This is a genomic window from Kitasatospora sp. YST-16 (assembly GCF_026802215.1).
Lineage (GTDB): Bacteria > Actinomycetota > Actinomycetes > Streptomycetales > Streptomycetaceae > Kitasatospora > Kitasatospora cineracea.
Map to the genome: position 1 here is coordinate 6152458 of NZ_CP113837.1, position 20587 is coordinate 6173044.

At 75.7% G+C, this 20587-nt stretch carries 16 protein-coding genes; 12 read left to right on the forward strand and 4 right to left on the reverse strand.

Annotation, left to right across the window (positions count from 1 at the left end):
* Positions 1 to 234 precede the first annotated feature (234 nt).
* From OU787_RS27735 to OU787_RS27760, 6 genes are all read left to right on the forward strand, one after another.
* The gene (locus OU787_RS27735; protein ID WP_030464710.1) at positions 235 to 1095 is read left to right on the forward strand and encodes a helix-turn-helix domain-containing protein; all 861 of its coding nucleotides are present in this window, start codon (positions 235 to 237) and stop codon (positions 1093 to 1095) included.
* A 324-nt stretch (positions 1096 to 1419) separates the two neighbouring features.
* Positions 1420 to 2298 carry a dioxygenase family protein gene (locus OU787_RS27740; RefSeq protein ID WP_030464711.1) on the forward strand — a complete coding sequence of 293 codons (879 nt, stop codon included), beginning with the start codon at positions 1420 to 1422 and terminating at the stop codon, positions 2296 to 2298.
* Between the two features lie 269 nt (positions 2299 to 2567).
* Positions 2568 to 2972 (forward strand): divalent-cation tolerance protein CutA, encoded by a 405-nt coding sequence (gene cutA / locus OU787_RS27745; RefSeq protein WP_268660992.1) that lies wholly within the window; start codon positions 2568 to 2570, stop codon positions 2970 to 2972.
* A 545-nt stretch (positions 2973 to 3517) separates the two neighbouring features.
* Entirely contained in the window at positions 3518 to 4330 is an 813-nt protein-coding gene (locus OU787_RS27750; RefSeq protein WP_327059429.1) for a hypothetical protein, read from the forward strand.
* Positions 4331 to 4489: 159 nt separating this feature from the next.
* Entirely contained in the window at positions 4490 to 5155 is a 666-nt protein-coding gene (lepB, locus tag OU787_RS27755) for a signal peptidase I (RefSeq protein WP_268660993.1), read from the forward strand.
* A gap of 58 nt (positions 5156 to 5213) precedes the next feature.
* Positions 5214 to 5624, forward strand: coding sequence for a DUF3224 domain-containing protein (locus OU787_RS27760; protein ID WP_268660994.1), 411 nt, complete (start codon positions 5214 to 5216; stop codon positions 5622 to 5624).
* Between the two features lie 14 nt (positions 5625 to 5638).
* Here the strand turns inward: OU787_RS27760 and OU787_RS27765 are convergent, their stop codons facing one another.
* Both OU787_RS27765 and OU787_RS27770 read right to left on the reverse strand, forming a co-directional pair.
* On the reverse strand, positions 5639 to 6850 hold the full coding sequence (locus tag OU787_RS27765; RefSeq protein ID WP_268660995.1) for an aminotransferase class V-fold PLP-dependent enzyme: 1212 nt from the start codon (positions 6848 to 6850) through the stop codon (positions 5639 to 5641).
* Positions 6851 to 6975: 125 nt separating this feature from the next.
* Positions 6976 to 7998, reverse strand: a complete 1023-nt coding sequence (locus OU787_RS27770; protein ID WP_030464521.1) for a C40 family peptidase — start codon at positions 7996 to 7998, stop codon at positions 6976 to 6978.
* Positions 7999 to 8152: 154 nt separating this feature from the next.
* Here OU787_RS27770 and OU787_RS27775 point away from each other — a divergent pair, with 154 nt between their 5' ends.
* Both OU787_RS27775 and OU787_RS27780 read left to right on the forward strand, forming a co-directional pair.
* Positions 8153 to 8533, forward strand: coding sequence for a BlaI/MecI/CopY family transcriptional regulator (locus OU787_RS27775; RefSeq protein WP_030464520.1), 381 nt, complete (start codon positions 8153 to 8155; stop codon positions 8531 to 8533).
* Positions 8530 to 9432, forward strand: a complete 903-nt coding sequence (locus OU787_RS27780; RefSeq protein WP_268660996.1) for a M56 family metallopeptidase — start codon at positions 8530 to 8532, stop codon at positions 9430 to 9432. Before OU787_RS27775 ends, OU787_RS27780 begins: the two co-directional genes overlap by 4 nt.
* 163 nt (positions 9433 to 9595) lie before the next feature.
* On the opposite strand, the gene OU787_RS27785 is transcribed toward OU787_RS27780, so the two are convergent.
* Together OU787_RS27785 and OU787_RS27790 are read right to left on the reverse strand one after the other, a co-directional pair.
* Positions 9596 to 10378, reverse strand: coding sequence for a VOC family protein (locus tag OU787_RS27785; protein ID WP_030461357.1), 783 nt, complete (start codon positions 10376 to 10378; stop codon positions 9596 to 9598).
* A 151-nt stretch (positions 10379 to 10529) separates the two neighbouring features.
* Positions 10530 to 12791 carry a PP2C family protein-serine/threonine phosphatase gene (locus OU787_RS27790; RefSeq protein ID WP_268660997.1) on the reverse strand — a complete coding sequence of 754 codons (2262 nt, stop codon included), beginning with the start codon at positions 12789 to 12791 and terminating at the stop codon, positions 10530 to 10532.
* Between the two features lie 269 nt (positions 12792 to 13060).
* On the opposite strand from OU787_RS27790, the gene OU787_RS27795 reads away from it, so the two are divergent.
* The 4 genes from OU787_RS27795 to OU787_RS27810 all read left to right on the forward strand — a co-directional run bounded on the left by OU787_RS27795 (position 13061) and on the right by OU787_RS27810 (position 20583).
* Positions 13061 to 13639, forward strand: a complete 579-nt coding sequence (locus tag OU787_RS27795; RefSeq protein ID WP_030461359.1) for an O-methyltransferase — start codon at positions 13061 to 13063, stop codon at positions 13637 to 13639.
* 96 nt (positions 13640 to 13735) lie between these two features.
* Positions 13736 to 14305: a DUF421 domain-containing protein gene (locus OU787_RS27800; protein ID WP_030461360.1), complete on the forward strand. Its 570-nt coding sequence runs from the start codon at positions 13736 to 13738 to the stop codon at positions 14303 to 14305.
* Between the two features lie 190 nt (positions 14306 to 14495).
* Entirely contained in the window at positions 14496 to 16454 is a 1959-nt protein-coding gene (locus OU787_RS27805; protein WP_268661938.1) for an APC family permease, read from the forward strand.
* Between the two features lie 310 nt (positions 16455 to 16764).
* Positions 16765 to 20583 (forward strand): Pls/PosA family non-ribosomal peptide synthetase, encoded by a 3819-nt coding sequence (locus OU787_RS27810; protein ID WP_268660998.1) that lies wholly within the window; start codon positions 16765 to 16767, stop codon positions 20581 to 20583.
* Positions 20584 to 20587 lie beyond the last annotated feature (4 nt).

Genomic DNA, 20587 nt, shown 5'->3' on the forward strand with positions numbered 1-20587 from the left:
CCCCACCGGCTACCACCACCCATGCCCCCCATCCACCACCACCCCCGCCCTCCACCCACCTTCCCGCCCCTCATCCACCTCCCCGCCCTCCACTCACCTTCCCGCCCCTCATTCACCGCCACCCACCGCCACTCACCAGCCACCACCACCCGCCCTCGCCCCGCCGCTTGCCGGTACGTGCCACTTGGTCTGGACCACTGGACGGAGCCGGGCCCGTTTGCGCACACTGGCGCGATGAGGCTCCGACCGGCCACCGGCCTGGAACTGCACGATCTGGACGTGCCCGACCCGGGGCTGCTGCCGTTCGCGGCGGGCAGCTTCGACGCCATCGGGCCGCTCTCCCGGGCGGACTTCCCGCACCGTCACTCGTTCTACGAGCTGGTCTACGTCACGGCGGGCAGCGGCACCCACGTCATCGACCTGGTCGAGCACCGGATCCAGCCACCCACGCTGTACGCGGTGCTGCCCGGCCAGGTGCACCGCTGGCGCGGGGCGGGCCGGCTGGACGGCTGGGTGCTGCTGTTCAACGAGGACTTCCTGCACCGGCACCCGGAGGACCTGGCCCTGCTGCGCTCGCTGGCCACCGGCCCGGCACTCCGGCCGGACCGCCGCGAGCACCGCGAAATCGCCGGAATGCTGCGGGAGTTGGTGGCCGAGCACGAGGGCGGCCTGGACGGCGCGCTGGGCGTGCTGCAGGCGCTGCTGCACGTCCTGCTGGTGCGCGCGCTGCGGGTGGCGCGTGGTTGCGACGCCCCGGCCGCCCCCCGGACGGCGGGTCACCCGCTGGCCGACCGGTTCGTCCGGATGATCACCGACGCCGACCGCACCGACCGCTCGGTCCTCGCGCTGGCCCGCGAACTCGGCGTCTCCGCAGGCTACTTGCACGAGGTGGTGAAGGAGGCCACCGGCCGCACCCCGGCCCGGCTGGTCCGCGAGCAGCAGACCCTGGAGGCCAAACGCCTGCTCACCACCACGGACATGACGATCCGTCAGGTTTCGGCGGCGGCCGGCTTCTCCGACCCGGCCTACTTCTGCCGCTTCTTCCGCCGCGAAGTGGGCCGCACCCCGGGCGAGTTCCGCGAGAAGGCGAGCTGACCCCGCCGCCGGACCTCGCCGCCGGACCCCATCGCCGGACCCCGCCGCCGGACCCCACCCCGCCCCGCGGATACGCCCCGCGCGTACGCCCGGCGAGCCGCGCGCGAAGCCCTGCTGACGCCCCGTCGAACACCGCGTGGCGGAGCCTGAGGAATGCACCACGTCCCGCCGCCCCCGTCCATCGACGGCCCGGGCGGGCAGGGCCTAGCGTCTGAGGCACCCCACCGCGCCGCCGTGTCGGGAGACCCGACCTCTCCAGGTGTCATGTCCCATCCAACGGAATCCGGGCGTGCGGCGACCCACGAAGCAGTCGAACGGAGAGCCATGTCCACCCCCCACAACCCGCTGGACGGCCTGGGCGACCTGGCCGATCGCAAGATCAGCCGCAAGGGCCTGCTCAAGGCCGCCGCCCTGGCCGGCGCCGCGCCGGTCCTGATCGGCGGCGGAGTCGCGCTGGCCCGCGACGCGGTCGCCGCCGACGTCCCGGCCCCGCTCACCCCCGAGTGCAGCGACGGGCACGTCACCGGCGAGCAGATCGAGGGCCCGTACTTCAAGCCGGGCTCCCCGCTGCGCACCAACCTGGTCACCCCGGGCACCCAGGGCACCCCGCTGACCGTCAGCGGCTACGTCTTCGGCCGGAACTGCGTACCGATCTCCGGTGCCCTGCTGGACTTCTGGCAGGCCGACACCAACGGCAACTACGACAACTCCGGCTACACCTTCCGCGGCCACCAGTTCAGCGCCGCCAACGGCGCGTACTCGCTGACCACGATCATCCCGGGCCTCTACCCGGGCCGCACCCGGCACATCCACGTCAAGGTGCAGGCGCCCAACCAGCCGATCCTCACCACCCAGCTGTACTTCCCGAACGAGCCGCGCAACGCCACCGACACCATCTACGACCCGGCCCTGCTGATGACGGTCCGCCAGGTCGGCAACGGCAGCGAAGCCAGCTTCGACTTCGTGCTCAACGTCAACGGCACCGGCTCGCCCAGCCCCAGCCCGAGCAGCTCCAACCCGGGCTCGCCGAGCCCCAGCCCGAGCAACACGGGCGGCGGCTCCACCACCTGGACGGTCGGCGCCAGCTACAAGGCCGGCGACGTCGTCACCTACAACGGCGTCAGCTACGTCTGCATCCAGGGCCACATCGCGTACGCCGGCTGGGAGCCGCCGAACGTCCCGGCCCTCTGGCAGCGCCGCTGACCGTCCCCCGGTCCCGTCGCTGACCGACCCCACCCCCACGCGGGCGGTCAGCGGCGTCAGCCACCCGAAGCGGCGGCACGGCCCCACTCCCCGGGAGGGGAAAACCGGGAGACCGGGGCCGCGCCTGCCGAGCGCCATGACGGCCCGAGCGCGGGGTGCCCGGGCCGTCATGGCGCCCCCCGGATCCCGCCGGAACCCCGCCCACCTCCCCACCTCCCCACCTCCCCAACCTCCCCTCCCGCCGCTCCCGACCCCCGTACGCTCGGCCCATGACCGAGCCGCAGCACCCGCACGACCGTCCGACCGAACACCCTTACCCGCACCAGCACGTGGTGGTGACGACCACCCACGAGGACGAGGCCGCCGCCCGCGCCCTCGCCACCGCCCTGGTCCGCGAACGCCTCGCCGCCTGTGCGCAGGTCCACCCCATCCGCTCGGTGTACTGGTGGGGCGGCGAGGTCCAGGACGCCCCCGAGTGGCGCGTCGACCTCAAGACCCGGGCCGCCCTCGCCGACCGCCTCGTCGCCCGGATCGGCGAACTGCACAGCTACGACACCCCCGAGGCGATCGCCGTCCCGGTGACCACCGGAGCCCCCGACTACCTCGCCTGGCTCGACACCGAGACCGCCGACGCCCCCCGAGCCACCCCCGCCGACGCCCCCGGAACCGCCTGACCCCCCGTCAACCACCCGCCCCCTCCCCAAGCACTCGCCCCTCCCAAGCACTCGCCCCCTCGTTAACCACTCGCCCCCGCCCGCGCCGACCCCCTACGCTCCGGCCCAGGACCGACCCCGGGGGAGAACCGCGCCGTGCCGATGTACCGCACCGTCCGAGCCGTCAACGACCTGACCGCCCGCTGGGCGCGGCAGGCCCCGGCCGCCGGGCGGAACGCCGTCTTCAGCGGCCCCGGCGCCTGGGCCCCGCTCGCCCTGCTCGCCGCCGGATCGGCCGCCCCGCCGCCCGCGAACTCGCCGACGCCCTCGGCGTCCCGACCGGAGAGGCCGCCGGCGCCGGACGCGAACTGCTCGCCGCCCTCGACCGCACGCTCGGCGTCAGCTCGGCCCTCGGCGTCTGGACCAGGGACCGGCTCCCGCTCGAACCGGCCTGGACCGCCGCCCTGCCCCCGCACAGCCTCGGCCGGATCACCGGCGACCCGGACGCGGACCGCGCCGCGCTCGACGCCTGGGCCGCCGACCGGACGGCCGGGCAGATCCCCCGGATGCCCGTCGGGACCACCCCGGACACCGAACTCGTGCTGGCCGGCGCGCTCACCGTCCGCACCGACTGGATCCGCCGCTTCCAGTCCTACGACGCGCGGCCCGGGACCGGCGCCTGGCAGGGCCGCACCGTCGCCGGCCTGTACCGCGTCACCAGCCTGCTCGACCGGGTCGGCGTCGCCGACACCGCGGCCGGTCCGCTCACCGTGCTCAAGGTGCTCGGCCTGCAGGGCGTCGACGTCCACCTCTGCCTGGGCCCCGAGGACGCCGCCCCCGGCGCGGTGCTCGCCGCCGCCGTCCGCACCGCCGAACACCTCGCCCGGCTGCGCCCCGGCACCGCCCTCCCCGACGGCGCGCCCGGCCCCGGCCTGGAGGCCGGCTGGGTGCGCAGCTACACCCGCGAGCCCCTGCTCCTGGCCCGGACGGTCGAGTTCGACCTGGCGGACGACCACGACCTGCTCCACCGCCCCGACCTGTTCGGCCTGCGCACCGCCACCGACACCGGCACCGGCCACTTCCCCGGCATCAGCCCCGACCCGCTCGCCGTCACCACCGCCCGGCAGTCCGCCACCGCCGTCTTCGGCCCGCGCGGCTTCCGGGCCGCCGCCGTCACCGCGTTCGGCGCCGCCGCCGGTGCCGCCGCGACCCGGCCCCCGTACGCGGTCCGCCGGATCACCGCCGCCTTCGACCGCCCGTTCGCCTTCCTCGCCGTCCACCGCACCTCCCGCCTGGTCCTGGCCGCCGGCTGGGTGGCCGACCCCAAGCCGCCCGACCCGCAGCCGGACGACCTCGACCCGGACGACCTCGACTGGTAACGGCAGCAGCGGCAGCGGCAGCGGCAGCGGCGCGCCCCGGCCGGGTCAGACAAGCGTTCGAGCTGTCCGCTACACTCCCGGTCTACTCCGCTCCACCCCGCGCGAACCCCGCGGCCACGGGGCCACGCGGCGCGGACGGGCGGACGGAGGCGGGACGGCATGCGACGGTGGAGCGGGCTCGGCAAGGCCGCGCTGGTGACCCTGGTCCTGGGGCTGCTGCTCCCGGCCGCCGGGGTCGGCCTCGCGCTGTACCTCAGGCCGCACGTGTACACCCTGGGTGCCGGCGACATGTCCCCGACCTACCGCCCCGGCCAGCGGATCACCACCTTCGCGGTCGCCCCGCAGGACGTCCGGCGCGGCGACGCCGTGGTGTTCTCGTACGCCACCGGTTCCGGCGACCCGAACCGGACGCACTTCAAGCGGGTGATCGCCCTCGGCGGCGACCACGTCTCCCAATGCGGCGACCAGCCGGTCCAGTTGAACGGCGCCCCGCTCGACGAGCCCTACCTCCGGGGCGGCACCCCGAACGGCTTCCGCTGCTTCGACGTCACCGTCCCGGCGGGCAGGATGTTCGTGCTGGGCGACCACCGCGCCGACTCCGTCGACTCCCGGCAGTGGGACAGCGTCCCGCTCGCCACCGTGTCCGGCCGCGACAGCCGGGGCTCCGCCGCGCTGGTGACGGTCGGCGCGCTCTTCCTGGCCGGTCTGCCCTTCCTCCCGGTCTCCCTGCTGCTCGCCCTGCTGGCCCGCCGCCGCCGGCGCACCGCCCCGCCCGCCGCCCCCACCGGCGGCTACCCGGCCTGGGTCCTCGACAGCGCCCCCTGACCCCGCGTCACCTCCCGGCCGCCGCCCGGTTGTCGGTGCGGCTGCCTACCATCGCGCCATGCGAGCATCAGGAACCTTCACCGTCCACGAGTTCACCCCCGCGCCCGTCCCGGAGAGCGGGATCAGGACCGCCGCGGGGGTCGGCGTCGCCACCATGCGCAAGGAGTTCCACGGCGAGGTGGAGGGCCGGGCCGACACCCTGTTCACCGCCGCCTACGACCAGGCCGCCGGCGTGGGCACCTACCTCGCCATGGAGTCCTTCGCCGGCACCCTGCACGGCGCCGAGGGCACCTTCAACTTCGCGCACTCCGCCACCACCCTGGGCACCGGCCGCGACGGCGAGTACTTCGTCGTCGTCCCCGGCAGCGGCACCGCCGGCCTGGCGGGCATCACCGGCACCGGCGCCATCACCATCGACGAGGACGGCACCCACCGCATCCGGTTCGACTACCAACTCCCCTCCGACTAGCCCGAGTTCCCCGGTCAGCGCTCCCGGGCCCACCCGCACAGCACCGGCACGCACCGCTCCGCGAAGTACTCGTAGTCCTCCGCCGTGTTGTACGCGTGCGTGGACAGCCGGAAGTACCCCGTCCCGCCGAAGCTGGTGAACGCCGCCTCGACGCCGAACTCGGCGGCCAGCCGGTCGCGCAGGCCGTCGGCCTCCAGCCGGGTGCGGCCCAGCCCGGCCGGGAGCTTGACCAGCCGCAGGGCGTTCACCGGCATGCCGACGTCCGCCGCGGCCGGCTCCCCGGTCGCGGCGGCGATCGCACCGCCGATCAACTGCTCGGCGTAGTCCGCGAGTTCGCCCATGTAGCGGCGGGTTTCGGCCCAACCCCACTGCTCGGCAACGAAGTCGAGCGCGGTGGGCGCGGCCAGGTAGCCGGTGACGTCCAGCGTGCCCTGGGTGTCGAAGCGCTCCGGGAACGGCTCCTCCGCGCCCCAGGAGTCGATCAACGGGTAGAGGGTGTGCCGGAGTTCGCCGCGGGCGACGAGCGCGGCGGTGCCGCGCGGCGCGCAGCCGAACTTGTGCAGGTTGCCGACCCAGGCGTCGCAGTCCGCCCCGGCCAGCGGGTCCTCGTCCAGGCCGGGCACGTGCGCGGCGTCGACCAGCAGCGGGATGCCGCGCTCGCGGGCGAACGCCCCGACCAGGTCGACCGGCAGGTAGCGGGCGGTCGCCGAGGTGATCCGGTCCAGCACGATCAGCGCCGTCCGCTCCGTCACCGCCCCGGTCACCGCCGCCGCGGCCTCGTCCGGCCCCGCCGCCAGCGGCACGTGCACGGTGCGCACCGCCCCGCCCCAGCGCCGGGCCAGCCGGGCCGCGCCCATGGTGACCGCCCCGTAGCCGTGGTCGGTGACCAGCACCTCCCCGCCGTCCCGGTGCGGCAGGCTGCCGTAGACGGCGCTCGCCCCGGCGCTGGCGTTCGGCACCAGCGCGGTGAACTCGGCCGGCACCCGCAGGAATTCGGCGATCGCGGTGCGCGCGGCGGCCACCCGCCGGGGCAGCCCGGGGAACCACACCACCGGCGAGGCGTCCATCTCCTCGCGCAGCCGCTGCTGCTCGCGCTGCGCGACCAGCGGCACCGCCCCGAACGAGCCGTGGTTCAGGTGCCGCATCCCCGGATCGAGCGACCACCCGGCGGCGGCGGGACGCCCGTCCCGCAGCAGCAGGGGCTGGGGTGCGACGAGGTCGGCCACGGCTGTTCCCTCCGATCAGGCCCGAGGCGACGCTACCCCGGTGACCTGCGCAGATCCTGGCACAACCGCCACCGCCCCCCGACCACCGGGTCGCCCCTCGCCGGCGGCCCCCCGCGCGCCCGGGGTCAGGGGCGGACCGCTCCGACGTAGGGCATCACGTCCAGGTCGACGATCTGGATGTTCTTGCCGGTGCGCGGGGCGTGCAGCAGCTTGCCGTTGCCGACGTAGATGCCGACGTGGTGCAGGTCGCTGTAGTAGAAGACCAGGTCGCCGGGCTGGAGGTCGGCGCGGGCGACGTGCTTGCCCGCGTTCCACTGGTCCTGGGTGACGCGGGGGAGGCTGACGCCGCCGGCCCGGTAGGCCATCTGCGTCAGGCCGGAGCAGTCGAAGGAGTCGGGCCCGGCGCCGCCCCACCGGTAGGGCTTGCCGAGCTGGGCGTAGGCGTAGTCGAGGACGGCCTTGGTCTGGCCGGTGGCGGGCCCGTTGTAGGTCCCGCCGCGGGCCGAACTCCGGGACGCGGCCGGGGTGTCGTCGCCGAGGACGCGGGCCCGGTCGGCGGCCTTGAGCCCGGCCAGGATCCGGCCGGCCTCGGCGAGCTTGCCCTGCACCTCGGCCTTCTTGCTGCCCAGGGTGGCGCGGGCCTGCTCCAGCTCGGCGAGCTTGGCGGCGGTCTCCGAACGGGCCTGGTCGATCGACTGCTGCAGGCGCAGCGCGTCGCGCAGGGCGTCGGCCTGCTGGCTGCCCGCCAGGTCCTGGAGTCCGGCCTGCCGGAGGTACTCGTCGGGGGAGGAGCTGAGCATCAGCCGCACGCTCGGGTCGATGCCGCCGCTGCGGTACTGCTCGGCGGCCAGCGCCCCCAGGGTCTCCTGGTAGGCGATGATCCGGGCCTGCTGCCCGGCCAGCCGGTCCTGGAGCTTGCCGGCCTCGTCCTGGAGCTGCTTGGAGCGCTCGTCGACCTTGTTGTACTGCTCGGTGGCGGCCTCGGCCTGCTCGTACAGGCCGTCGACCTGGGCCTTCACCTGGTCGATGCCGGGCGCCGGTTCGGCGTTGGCGCCGGTGGCGGGCAGCAGGACGGCGGCGCCGGCGGCCGCGCCGAGCACGGCGGTCCTGGTGCGTCCGGCCGGTCGGGGCCGTCGGTGCGTTCCCATCGGCTGCGCTCTCTCCCCAAGGTCGGGCACCCGCCGTCCGGGCGACGTCCGGGCCATCACTACGAGACAACTTAGTAGTTCAGTAGAAAGTCGGGCAACCCACCCCCCGCCCACTACGATGAGCGCCGGGACGACAAGGAAGGCGGAACGGGCGGTGCGCAGACTCGGCGACCTGGAGGCGGAGATCATGGACCGCCTGTGGACCTGGGACCGCCCGGCCACCGTCCGGGAGATCGTCGACGACCTCAACCGCACCCGGCCGCTCGCCTACACCACCGTGATGACGGTCGCCGACATCCTGCACCGCAAGGGCCTGCTGCGCCGCGAGAAGTCCGGCCGGGCCTGGAGCTACCGCCCCGCCTGCAGCCGCGAGGCGTACAGCGCCGCCCTGATGCGCGACGTGCTCGGCGAGAGCCCCAACCCCACCGGCGCCCTGGCCCACCTGGTCGAGCAGCTCACCCCCGAGGAACTCGCCGCCCTGCGCACCGCCATCGACTCCGTCGACCGCGAAGCACCCGGGGAGGACCCCCGGTGACGGCCGCCCTCGCCCTGCTCGGCTACGCCCTGCTGGTCGGCGTGCTCGCCCCGCTGCCGCTGGCCCGGGCCGGCTGGACGCACCGCGCGCCCCGGCTGGCCGTCGCGCTCTGGCAGGCGCTCGCCCTCTCCTTCGTCACCGCCCTGGTGCTGGCCGTCCACCACCTCGCCGTGCCGGGCGTCCACCTGCACCTCGGACTGGCCGGGCTGATGCACGTCTGCGGCGTCGACCACCCCGGCGGCCTGGCGGCCGGCGGCAGTTGGCGCCTGCTGCTGCCCGCGGCCGTCGCGCTCTGGCCGCTCGGACGGTTCGCCGCCGCCCTGGCCCGCACCGCCCGGCACCGCCGCCGGCACCGCGCCGTCCTCGACCTGGTCGCCGCCCGCGACCGCGGCCTCGGCGCGCACGTCCTGGACCACGACACCCCCGCCGCGTACTGCCTGCCCGGCCGGCGCTCCCGGATCGTGCTCACCCGCGGCGCCCTCGAACTCCTCACCGACCGGCAGCTGGCCGCCGTCCTGGCCCACGAACGCGCCCACGTCACCGGCCGCCACCACCTGGCTCGCACCGCCGCGGACGCCCTCGCCGCCGCCTTCCCGTTCCTGCCCCTGGCCCGCCTCGCCGCCCGCGAGACCCCGCTGCTGCTGGAGATGGCCGCCGACGACCGCGCCGTCCGCCGCCACCCGCGCGCCGTCCTCGCCGCCGCCATGTACCGGGTCGCCGACGGCCAGGTCCCCCGCACCGCCTTCGCCGCCGGAGGCCCCGCCGCCCTCCTCCGCGTCCGCCGCCTCCTCACCCCCGCCCCCGCCCCCCACCCCGCCCTCCGCGCCGCCGCCACCCTCGCCTCGGCCGCCGCCCCGATCCTCCCCCTCCTGGTCACCTGCGGCCCCGTCCTCCCCTGACCCCCTCACCCCGCCAGGCCCGCCCCACCCCGGCGGCCCGCGGCCCCACCTCCTCCTCTCCTCTCTCCTTCCCTCCCTTCCCCGCACCCCTCCCTCCCCCGACGGCACCGCACCGCCCGCCCCGGACGGAACCGGGACGGGCGGTGCGCGGGCACCCGTGGCGTTACGCCATCGGCTGCGGCCTGATCATGGCGAACGGCGCGCCCTGCGGGTCGGCGACCACCGTCATCCGGCCCGCCATCATGTCGAACGGCGGCGCGAGCACCGTGCCGCCCCGCTTGACCAGCGCGTCCACGGTGGAGTCCACGTCGTCCACGGAGAAGTACGTCAGCCAGTGCGCCGGGGTGCCGGGCGGGTCGTTGGCCAGCAGGGTGACCCCGCCGACGGCCCGGCCGCCGACCCGCAGCTCCCAGTACGAGTCCGCGCCGTCCAGCGGCTCGATCTCGATGCCGAACGCCTCGCCGTAGAACGCGGTGGCGGCCGGCACGTCACTGGTGTGCAGCTCGTTCCAGGTCAGCGCGCCGGGCTCGTTGACGACCTTCGCGCCGAAGAACTCGCCGGGCTGCCACACGCCGAACACCGCGCCCTGCGGGTCCGCCGCGACCAGCATCCGGCCCAGGTCGCCGACGTCCATGGTCGGGACGAGCAGCGTGCCGCCCGCCTGGACGATCGCGTCCTGGGTGGCCTGGGCGTCGGTGCTGGCCAGGTAGCTGGTCCAGACGGTCGGCGGCTCCGGCATCCCCTCGGGCGCCATCGCCGGGCCGATCCCGGCGACGGCCTTGCCGTCCAGCTCGCAGACCGCGTACCCGCCGAACTCGGCCGGGCCGACCTTGCCCTGCCAGCCGAGCAGGTCGCGGTAGAAGTCCAGCGCCGCCTGCTGGTCCTTCGCCATCAGATCGACCCAGCACGGGGTGCCGGTCGCGTACGGGGTGGTGACTTCGGGCATCTCTCGCTCTTTCCGGTTCAGGAAATCCGCTGCGCCCCCCCGCCAGCCACCCTCCCGGCGCCACCCCGAATCCGCCACCGGACACGCCGCCGGACACGCCGCCCCGAATCCGCCACCGGACACGCCGCCCCGTCCGGACCGGCCCCGTCGGCTAGGCCCGGGTCAGGGCGATCAGGGCGATGTCGTCCGAGAGCTGGTGCGTCCAGTCGCGGACGTCGGAGGCGAGGCCGGCGATCAGGCGGCCGGGGTCGGCGGCGCGCAGGACGGAGAGGCGTTCGCCCAGGGGGTAGAACTCGCCGGAGGAGTTGCGGGCCTCGCTGAGCCCGTCCGTGTGCAGCAGCAGGGCCGAGCCGCCAGGCAGGGCCAGCGGGGTGGGGGTGGGGGCGGGGCCGAGGCCGAGCGCGCCGAGGCCGAGCGGCAGCAGGGCGGGGACGGGGGTGGCGCGGACGCCGTCCGGGTCGACCCGGAGCGGGGCGAGGTGCCCGCAGTTGACCACCTCGACCTGGTCGATGCCGTCCCGGTGCTGGAGCAGCAGCGCGGTGGCGAACAGTTCCTCGTCGCCGCGGGCCGCCGCGAGCCGGGCCAGCTGGCGGTCCAGCCGGGCCGCGAGTTCGCCGAGGTCGGCGGTCTCGTGCGCCTGGGAGCGGAAGCAGCCGAGCAGGTCGGTGACGGTCTGGACGGCCTGCAGGCCCTTGCCGCGGACGTCGCCGATCAGCAGCCGGGTGCCGTGCGGGGTGCGCACCGCCTCGAAGAAGTCGCCGCCGACGCCGGTGCCGGCCGTCGCGGGCTGGTAGTGGCCGGTCAGCCGCAGGTCGCCGAGCCGGGCCGGGATCGGGTGCAGCACGGCCTGTTGCAGGGCGATCTCGTTGGCCCGGACGCGGGCCAGCCGCTCCGACTGCTGGCGGCGGCTCCAGGCGACCAGCCCCATCGCGGCGCCGACCGCGAGCGCGGCGGTGGCGGCGCCGGGGCGGTCGGCGACGCTCCCGCCGGCCAGCGCGACCAGCAGCAGGTGCTGGAGCCCGGCGGCCGCGGCGACGGTCAGCGACACCACGGGGCGGCCCAGCACCGTCGCCACCAGGGCGACCGCCCCGCAGGCCACCCAGAGCACGGTGCTCAGCGCGCGGGCGTCGCCCTCGCCGGTCAGCAGCGCGGTGCTGCCCGGCACGGTCTGCGCCAGCACCCCGCCGAACAGGACCGCCACCGGGTAGAGCGCGGAGGCGGCCGCCCGCCGCTGCCGGGGGAGCGCGGCCAGGAAACCGGCCAGGTAGGGGATCTGCGCGACCACCAGGCCGAAGCCGACCAGCACCGCGACCGCGCCCGCGACCAGGGCGGCCCGCCCGGCCCCGGCGGGCAGGAAGTGCAGCGAGGCCAGGCCGACGGCGGCCAGCGGCAGGCCGAGCGAGGAACTGGTCAGCGGGGTGAGCCGCCAGCGCCGGGCGGTCAGCCCGGCCGCCAGCATGCCCAGCCCGTAGCCGGACATCGACAGCGTCACGTGGGCCACCGTCACGCCGCGCTGGAGCAGCAGCACGGGGACGGCGGCGGTCAGCGCGAGCTGGGTGAAGCCGAGCGTCGCGCCCGCGGTGATCGCCCCGGCCGCGGCCCGGGCCGGAACCCCGGGCGGGGCGGGGCCGGGCTGGCGGCGGGCCAGCAGCGCGGTCCGGGCCCGGCAGGCCGCGAACAGCACCGCAGCGGCGCCCAGCAGTCCGCCGACCAGCGGGTCCGACCAGTCGCGCAGCGGGCCCAGCTCCAGGCCCGCGACGGCCAGCAGGGCGGCCGCCGCGACGCCGGGGCCGCAGACGGGGGCCTGCCGGGGGCCGGAGCGGAGGCCGGAGCGGAGGCCGGAACGGGGCAGCCGGTCGCGCGGCAGCAGGCGCAGCGCGGCGAGCAGCAGCAGCGCGGCGGCGGCCGGGACCACCGACTCGCCGAGCCGCCAGCCGGCCGCCGTGTCGATCCGCACGGCGACGTTCGCGCCGAGCACGAAGACCCCGGCGACCCCGGCGACCGCCCCGCCGATGACCCGGGTGATCCGGCCGGGCAGGTTCAGCACGGGGACGGAGGCCAGCGCGGCGATCAGCACCCCGGCCGAGCCGGCGTCCTCCGCGGCCCGCCCCGCCAGGTACGTCCAGGGGTGCCCGGCGGTGACCGCGACGGCGCCCCCGGCCGCCATCGCCCCCAGCGCCCGGCGCAGCACCCGCGGCCACCCCCAGGCGTCCACCAGCCGGCCGGACACCAGCAGCGCCGTCAGCATCGCCAGCGCCGACCCCAGCTGGGCGGCCACCGCGGCGTCCCGCCCGACCCCGAACTCGGTGATCGCCCCGACCGTGGTGGCGCCGCGCAGCAGCGGCAGCAGCACGCACAGCGAGGCGGCAGCCATGAGCAGCAGACGGACGGCGCGCCGGGGGGTGCCGGTCACGGGGGTCTCCTTCGGCAGGTCAGATGAGAGCAAGGCTTTCAAACACCCACATCCACCCAGAAGGGAAAAAGGTCACTTAAGTCATATTTATCGCTCACGCCTCGCCTGCCAAGCACCCATCCCGCCTGCCAAGCGCCCATCCCGCCCGCCAAGCACCCGCCCCGCCCGCGCCGCCCGTCCGCGGAGCGGAATTCCCGGTGCGCTGCCCGGCCCCGCCGCTAGCGTGTCGCGCTCACCGACGGACCCCACCCACTCCCGGAGGCCGCGCCATGACGCTCACCACCGATTCCCACCCCGCCGTGCTGGCCGCGATCGAGCGGGGGTGCGCGGCGCTCGGCTTCGCGATGTCCTGCGACGCGACCACGGGGCAGCTGCTGCGGACGCTGGCGGCGGCCCGCCCCGGGGGCCGGGTGCTGGAGCTGGGCACCGGCGCCGGGGCGGGGGCGAGCTGGCTGCTGAGCGGGATGGACGCGGCGGCGACGCTGGTGAGCGTCGAGCAGGACGCGGCGGTCGCGGCCGTCGCCGCCGAGCACCTGGGGGCGGACCCGCGGCTGCGGCTGGTGGTGGGGGACGGGGCGGAGCTGATCGACGCGCTGGCGCCCGGCAGCTTCGACCTGGTCTTCGCGGACACCTGGCCCGGCAAGTTCCACCACCTCGACCAGGCGCTGGAGCTGCTGGCCCCGGGCGGCCTGTACCTGGTCGACGACCTGCTGCCGCAGCCGACCTGGCCGGACGGCCACGCCCCGGCGGTCGCCGCCCTGGTCGAGCGCCTGACCACCGACCCCCGGCTGCACGCCACCCGCCTGGACTGCTCCTCCGGCCTGCTGCTGGCCACCCGCCGCCCGTAGCCGCCCCCGGGCGGGCCCGGGGCCCGGTGGGCCGCCCGGGTGACCGCTGGCGTGGGTGCCGGTGCGGTGGTCGCACCGGCGCCTACGGTGGCCGCCATGTGGCAGGACATGTTCGACGCGGGCATCTCGTACGGCGAGAAGACCCTCCGCACGGTGCTGGTCTACCTGGCGCTGCTGGTGCTGCTGCGGGTGATCGGCAAGCGCGGGCTGGCCCAGCTGAACACCTTCGACCTGGTGGTCATGCTGCTGCTGTCCAACGTGGTGCAGAACGCGGTGATCGGGAACGACGACTCGGTGACCGGCGGCCTGTACGGGGCGCTGGTGCTGCTGGCCACCGACTGGGTGCTGGTGCGGCAGGCGGCGCGCTGGGACTGGTTCAACCGGCTGCTGGACGGGACGCCGACGGTGCTGGCCCGGGACGGGGTGTACGACCGGCGGACGATCGCCCGGCAGGGCATCCGGGTGGCCGACCTGGACGTGGCGGTCCGGCACCAGGGCGGTGACGCGATCGGGGAGACCTCGCTGATCGTGCTGGAGCCCGGCGGGACGCTGCTGGTGAAGCTCAAGGACGGCGACCAGGTCGCGGACAAGGCCGACGTGGCGGCGCTCCGGGCCGCGCTGGCGGCGATCGAGGCCCGGCTGCCCGCCGGGCCGCGCGGATATTGACGAATCCTTAACGGCAGGCCCGTTCCGGGCCCAAGCCTTCGATTCGATCACCAAAACCACCTTTGACCTGCGAGAACGCAAGAAATCCGACAGTCTGACAGGCTGATTGGCCGATCGGCGGCGGCGCATACGCTGCCGTGCTGTGTTCAACCTCCCCCAGGCGCTCAAGCGCCTCGTGATCGGCCGCGCCATGCGCAGCGAGGAACTCGGCGAGACGCTGCTGCCCAAGCGGCTGGCGCTGCCGATCTTCGCCTCCGACCCGCTCTCCTCGGTGGCGTACGCGACCGGCGAGATCCTGCTGGTGCTCACCGTCGGCGGCACCGCGTTCCTGTACCTGACGCCGTGGATCGGGCTGGGCGTGGTCGCCCTGATGGCCGTGGTGGTGCTGTCCTACCGGCAGGTGGTGCACGCCTACCCGAGCGGCGGCGGCTCGTACGAGGTGGTCTCGCGCAACCTCGGGGCCAACCCGGGGCTGGTGGTGGCCGCCTCGCTGCTGGTCGACTACGTGATGACGGTGGCGGTCTCGGTCGCCTCCGGGGTGGACAACATCATCTCCGCGTTCGGCTCGCTGGCCGACCACCGGGTGGCGCTGGCGCTCGGCTTCGTGGCGCTGCTGACCGCGGTCAACCTGCGCGGCGTGCGCGAGTCGGGGCGGGCGTTCGCCGCGCCGACGTACCTGTTCATCGGCGGCATCCTGCTGATGGTGGTCACCGGCCTGGTCCGGCTCGCGTTCGGCGACGGCCCGCAGGCGCCGACCGCGCACCTGGGCGTCGCCGCCGAGCACGGCAAGGACGCCCTGCAGGGCCTGGGCCTGCTGATGCTGGGCCTGCGCGCCTTCGCCTCCGGCTGCACCGCGCTGACCGGCGTCGAGGCGATCTCCAACGGGGTGCCCGCGTTCCGGGCCCCGAAGTCCCGCAACGCGGCCGCCACCATGGCGGTGATGGGCGTCGTCGCGGTGGTGATGTTCGCCGGCGTCACGCTGCTCGCGCTCACCTCGCACGTCCACTACGTCGAGGACGCCTGCCAGTTGACCGGCCTGGCCGGGGACTGCCACTCCTACACCCAGCAGACCGTGATCGCCCAGCTCGCCGCGAGCGTCTTCGGCGGCTCCGACAGCGTGCTGTTCTACTTCGTCCAGGCGGTCACCGCGCTGGTGCTGATCCTGGCCGCGAACACCGCCTTCAACGGCTTCCCGCTGCTCTCCTCGATCCTCGCCCAGCACCGCTACCTGCCCCGGCAGCTGCACACCCGCGGCGACCGGCTGGCGTTCTCCAACGGCATCGTCGCGCTCGCCGTGGTGGCCGGGGCGCTGCTGTGGTTCTACGAGGCGGACGTCACCAGCCTGATCCACCTGTACATCCTGGGCGTGTTCACCTCCTTCACGCTCTCCCAGATCGGCATGGTCCGGCACTGGAACCGCGCCCTCGCCACCGAGAGCGACCCGGCCGCCCGCTCCGCTGCCCGGCGCTCCCGGATCATCAACGGGCTGGGCGCCGTCACCACCGCGCTGGTGCTGGTCATCGTGCTGATCACCAAGTTCACCCAAGGAGCGTGGCTGGCCGTGGTCGCCGCCCTGCTGCTCTGGCTGACCATGCGCGGCATCCGCCGTCACTACGACGCCGTCGCCGCCGAACTGGCGGCGGAGGACGAGGAGCCGGCGCCCCGCCCCCGGCAGGTGCACGCCGTGGTGCTGGTCTCCAAGCTGCACCGGCCCACCCTGCGGGCGATCGGCTACGCGCAGGCGTTCCGGCCCGACACGCTGGAGGCCGTCACCGCGGACGTCGAGCCCGAGGCCACCGCCGACCTGCGCGCCCAGTGGGACGGCAGCGGCCTGGACGTGCCGCTGCGGGTGCTCGACTCGCCGTTCCGGGAGATCACCAAGCCGGTCGTCGCGCACGTCCGGGAGCTGACGTCCGCTCAGCCCGGCGACGCGGTGGCGGTCTTCATCCCCGAGTACGTGGTCGGCCACTGGTGGGAGAACCTGCTGCACAACCAGTCCGCGCTGTGGCTCAAGAGCCGCCTGCTGTTCACCCCCGGCGTGATGGTCATCTCGGTGCCCTGGCAGCCGACTTCGGCCGGGCGCGCCGACCGCCCGGCCCGCCGGGCCCCCGGCGCCGTCCGCCGCGGCGAACCCACCCGGGGCCGCTGACCGACCGGGCGGCCACGCGAAGAAGGCGGGTGCGTGAACAGTGGGTGAACTCCCGGAATACACCGGCGTGTCGGGAACCTGACCCGCCGTCAGTCGGGGCGCCCGGCCGACCCCCGCAACCTGCCCCGCAGCGGCGCGAGCTGATGATCCGTCGGCTCGCGCCGCCCCTCGCGCACCGGCCGCCCGGCGGCCCCGGGCGCCCTCGCCTCCGGCCGTCCACCCGCCCTGACCGGTAAACTTGCCCAGGTTGTCGCGCTTTCGACGCCTTCGGTTGACTGCCGGGGAACCCAGGACGAGGACCGTTGCAGCCATGATCACCGCCCCCGCCACCGCGCTGTTCCGCGCCCAGGCCGCGCCCGGACCGCGCACCCTGGTCGACGTGCTCGCGGCCACCGCAGCCGCCCACCCGCAGGAGCCGGCGCTGGACGACGGGCGCGAGACGCTCGGCTACGCGGAACTGCTCACCGAGGTCGAGAAGGTCCGCCGCCACCTGGCCAGGGCGGGCGTCGGCCTCGGCGACCGGGTCGGCATCCGGGTCCCCTCCGGCGGCAACCAGCTCTACGTGGCGATCCTGGCGGTGCTCGCCGCGGGCGCCGCCTACGTGCCGGTCGACTTCGAGGACCCGGACGAGCGGGCCGAGCTGGTCTTCGGCGAGGCCGACGTCAACGCGGTGATCGGCGCCGACTACGCCCTCGACCGGGTCAAGCCCTCCGGCCGCGAGGCGCAGGCGCCCGGCCCGGAGCAGGACGCCTGGATCATCTTCACCTCCGGCTCCACCGGCAAGCCCAAGGGCGTCGCCGTCAGCCACCGCAGCGCCGCCGCGTTCGTCGACGCCGAGGCCGCGATGTTCCTCCAGGACGAGCCGATCGGGCCCGGCGACCGGGTGATGGCCGGGCTGTCGGTGGCCTTCGACGCCTCCTGCGAGGAGATGTGGCTGGCCTGGCGGCACGGCGCCTGCCTGGTGCCCGTCCCGCGCTCCCAGGTCCGCTCCGGCGCCGACCTCGGCCCGTGGCTGGCCGAGCAGGAGATCACCGTGATCTCCACCGTCCCCACGCTGGCCGCGCTCTGGCCCGCCGAGGCGCTCGACGAGGTCCGGCTGCTGATCTTCGGCGGCGAGGCCTGCCCGCCCGAACTCGCCGAGCGCCTGGTCACCGAGGGCCGCGAGGTCTGGAACACCTACGGCCCCACCGAGGCCACCGTGGTCGCCTGCGGCGCCCTGCTGACCGGGCAGGCCCCGATCCGGATCGGCCTGCCGCTGGACGGCTGGGAGCTCGCCGTCGTCGACGAGGCCGGCGAGGTGGTCCCGATGGGCGCCAGCGGCCAGCTGGTGATCGGCGGCGTCGGCCTGGCCCGCTACCTCGACCCCGCCAAGGACGCCGAGAAGTACGCCCCGCTGGAATCCCTCGGCTGGGAGCGCGCCTACCGCTCCGGCGACCTGGTCCGCGCCGAACCCGAGGGCCTGGTCTTCCTCGGCCGCGCCGACGAGCAGATCAAGCTCGGCGGACGGCGGATCGAGCTCGGCGAGGTGGACGCGGCGCTGCAGGCGCTGCCCGCCGTCTCCGGCGCGGCCGCCGCCGTCCGCACCGCCCGCGGCGGCAACCAGCTGCTGGTCGGCTACCTGGTCGCCCAGGACGGCTTCGACCGGGACGCCGCCGTCGCCCGGCTGCGCGCCGAACTGCCCGCCGCCCTCGTCCCGCTGCTCGCCACCGTCGACCACCTGCCCACCCGCACCTCCGGCAAGGTCGACCGGGACGCGCTGCCCTGGCCGCTGCCCGACCTGGAGGCCTCCGGCCCCGCCGAGCAGCTCTACGGCACCGAGGCGTGGCTGGCCGAGCAGTGGGCGCAGATCCTCGGCGCCCCGCCCCGCGGCGCGGGCGACGACTTCTTCGCGATCGGCGGCGGCTCGCTGGCCGCCGCCCGGCTCACCACCCTGCTGCGGACCCGCTACCCGGCCGCCTCCGTCCTCGACATCTACCAGCAGCCCACCCTGCGCAAGCTCGCCCGGCTGCTGGAGAAGTCCGCCCAGGCCGAGGGCCCGGCCCGCACCGTCGCCCCCACCCCCCGCCGCGCCCAGGCCCTGCAACTGCTGCTGATGCTGCCGCTGGCCACCCTCACCGGCCTGCGCTGGAGCCTCGCCCTCGGCGCCCTCGGCACCCTGCTCAACCTGCTCGGCGACTATCCGTGGGCCCCCACCGCCCCCTGGTGGCTGCTGGCCGCCGGCGCCGTCCTGCTGTACTCCGCGCCCGGCCGCCTGGCGATCGCCGCGGGCGGCGCCCGGCTGCTGCTGCGCGGCACCGGCCCCGGCACCTACCCGCGCGGCGGCTCCGTCCACCTGCGGCTGTGGGCCGCCGAACGGCTCGCCGAAGCCTCCGGCGCCACCGGACTCTCCGGCTCCTGGCTGATCCGCTACGCCCGGGCGCTCGGCTGCCGGGTCGCCCCCGACGTCGACCTGCACGCCCTGCCGCCCGTCACCGGCCTGCTGCGCCTGGGCAAGGGCTGCGCCGTCGAGAACGAGGTCGACCTGTCCGGCTACTGGCTGGACGGCGACCGGCTGGAGATCGGCGCGCTGCGGATCGGCGCCGGCGCCGTGGTCGGCACCCGCTCGACCCTGCTGCCCGGCGCCAAGATCGGCAAGCGCGCCGAGATCGCCCCCGGCTCCGGCGTCACCGGCTCCGTCCCCACCGGCCAGCGCTGGGCCGGCGCCCCCGCCGTCAAGACCGGCAAGGCCGAACGCGGCTGGCCCAAGCAGCGCCCGCCGCGCACCGCCCGCTGGGCCGCCGCCTACGGCGCCACCGGCTTCGCCCTCACCCTGCTGCCGCTGCTCGCCGCCCTGCCCGCGCTGCTGATCGCCGGGCGGTTCGTCCACCCCGGCGACGGCCTCGCCCAGGCCCTGCGCGGCGCCCTGACCGCCCTCGTCCCCGCCACCCTCGCCTACGGGCTGGCCTACGCCGCGCTCGTCCTGGCGGGCGTCCGGCTGCTCTCGCTCGGCCTGCGCACCGGCTACCACCCGCTGCACGGCCGGGTCGGCTGGCAGGCGTGGACGGTCAGCCAGCTGATGGACCTGGCCCGCGAGACGCTGTTCCCGCTGTACGCCGGACTGATCACCCCGGTGTGGCTGCGGCTGCTCGGCATGCGGATCGGCAAGGGCGCCGAGGTCTCCACCGTGCTGGCGCTGCCCAGCCTGACCAAGGTCGGCGACGGCGCGTTCCTCGCCGACGACACCCTGATCGCCCCGTACGAGCTGGGCGGCGGCTGGGTGCGGATCGGGCGGGCCGAGATCGGCGAGCGGGCCTTCCTCGGCAACTCCGGGATGACCGCGCCCGGCCGGGCCGTCCCCGACCGGGGCCTGGTCGGCGTGCTGTCCGCGACGCCGAAGAAGGCCAAGCGCGGCAGCTCCTACCTGGGCATGCCGCCGGTCAAGCTGCCCCGGGCCGCCGACACCGCCGACCTCGCGCTCACCTACGAGCCGCCCGCCCGGCTGCGCTGGGCCCGCGGCCTGACCGAACTGGCCCGGATCGTCCCGGTGTTCGCCTCCGCCGCGCTGGCCGTGCTCACCGCCGCCGCGCTGTGCGCGCTCGGGCAGCCGCTGCTGTCCGGCTTCGTGCTGCTCGGCGCGGGCCTGGCGGCCTGCCTGGTCTCGGCCGCCGCCAAGTGGCTGCTGGTCGGCCGGTTCCGGGCCGTCGAGCACCCGCTGTGGTCCGGCTTCGTGTGGCGCAACGAGCTCGCCGACACCTTCACCGAAGTCCTCGCCGTGCCCTGGCTGGTCGGCCGCACCGCCGGCACCCCGCTGATGAACCTGTGGCTGCGCGCGCTCGGCGCGAAGATCGGCCGCGGCGTGTGGTGCGAGAGCTACTGGCTGCCCGAGGCCGACCTGGTCACCCTCGGCGACGGCGTCAGCGTCAACCGCGGCAGCGTGCTGCAGACCCACCTCTTCCACGACCGGATCATGCGACTGGATACTGTGGAGCTCCGCGCGGGCGCCACCCTCGGCCCGGGCGGGATCGTGCTGCCCGGCAGCACCGTCGGCGAGCGCTCCACCCTCGGCCCGGCCTCCCTGGTGATGCGCGCCGAGACGGTGCCCGCCGACACCCGCTGGCTCGGCAACCCCATCGAAGCCTGGCAGCAATGACGTG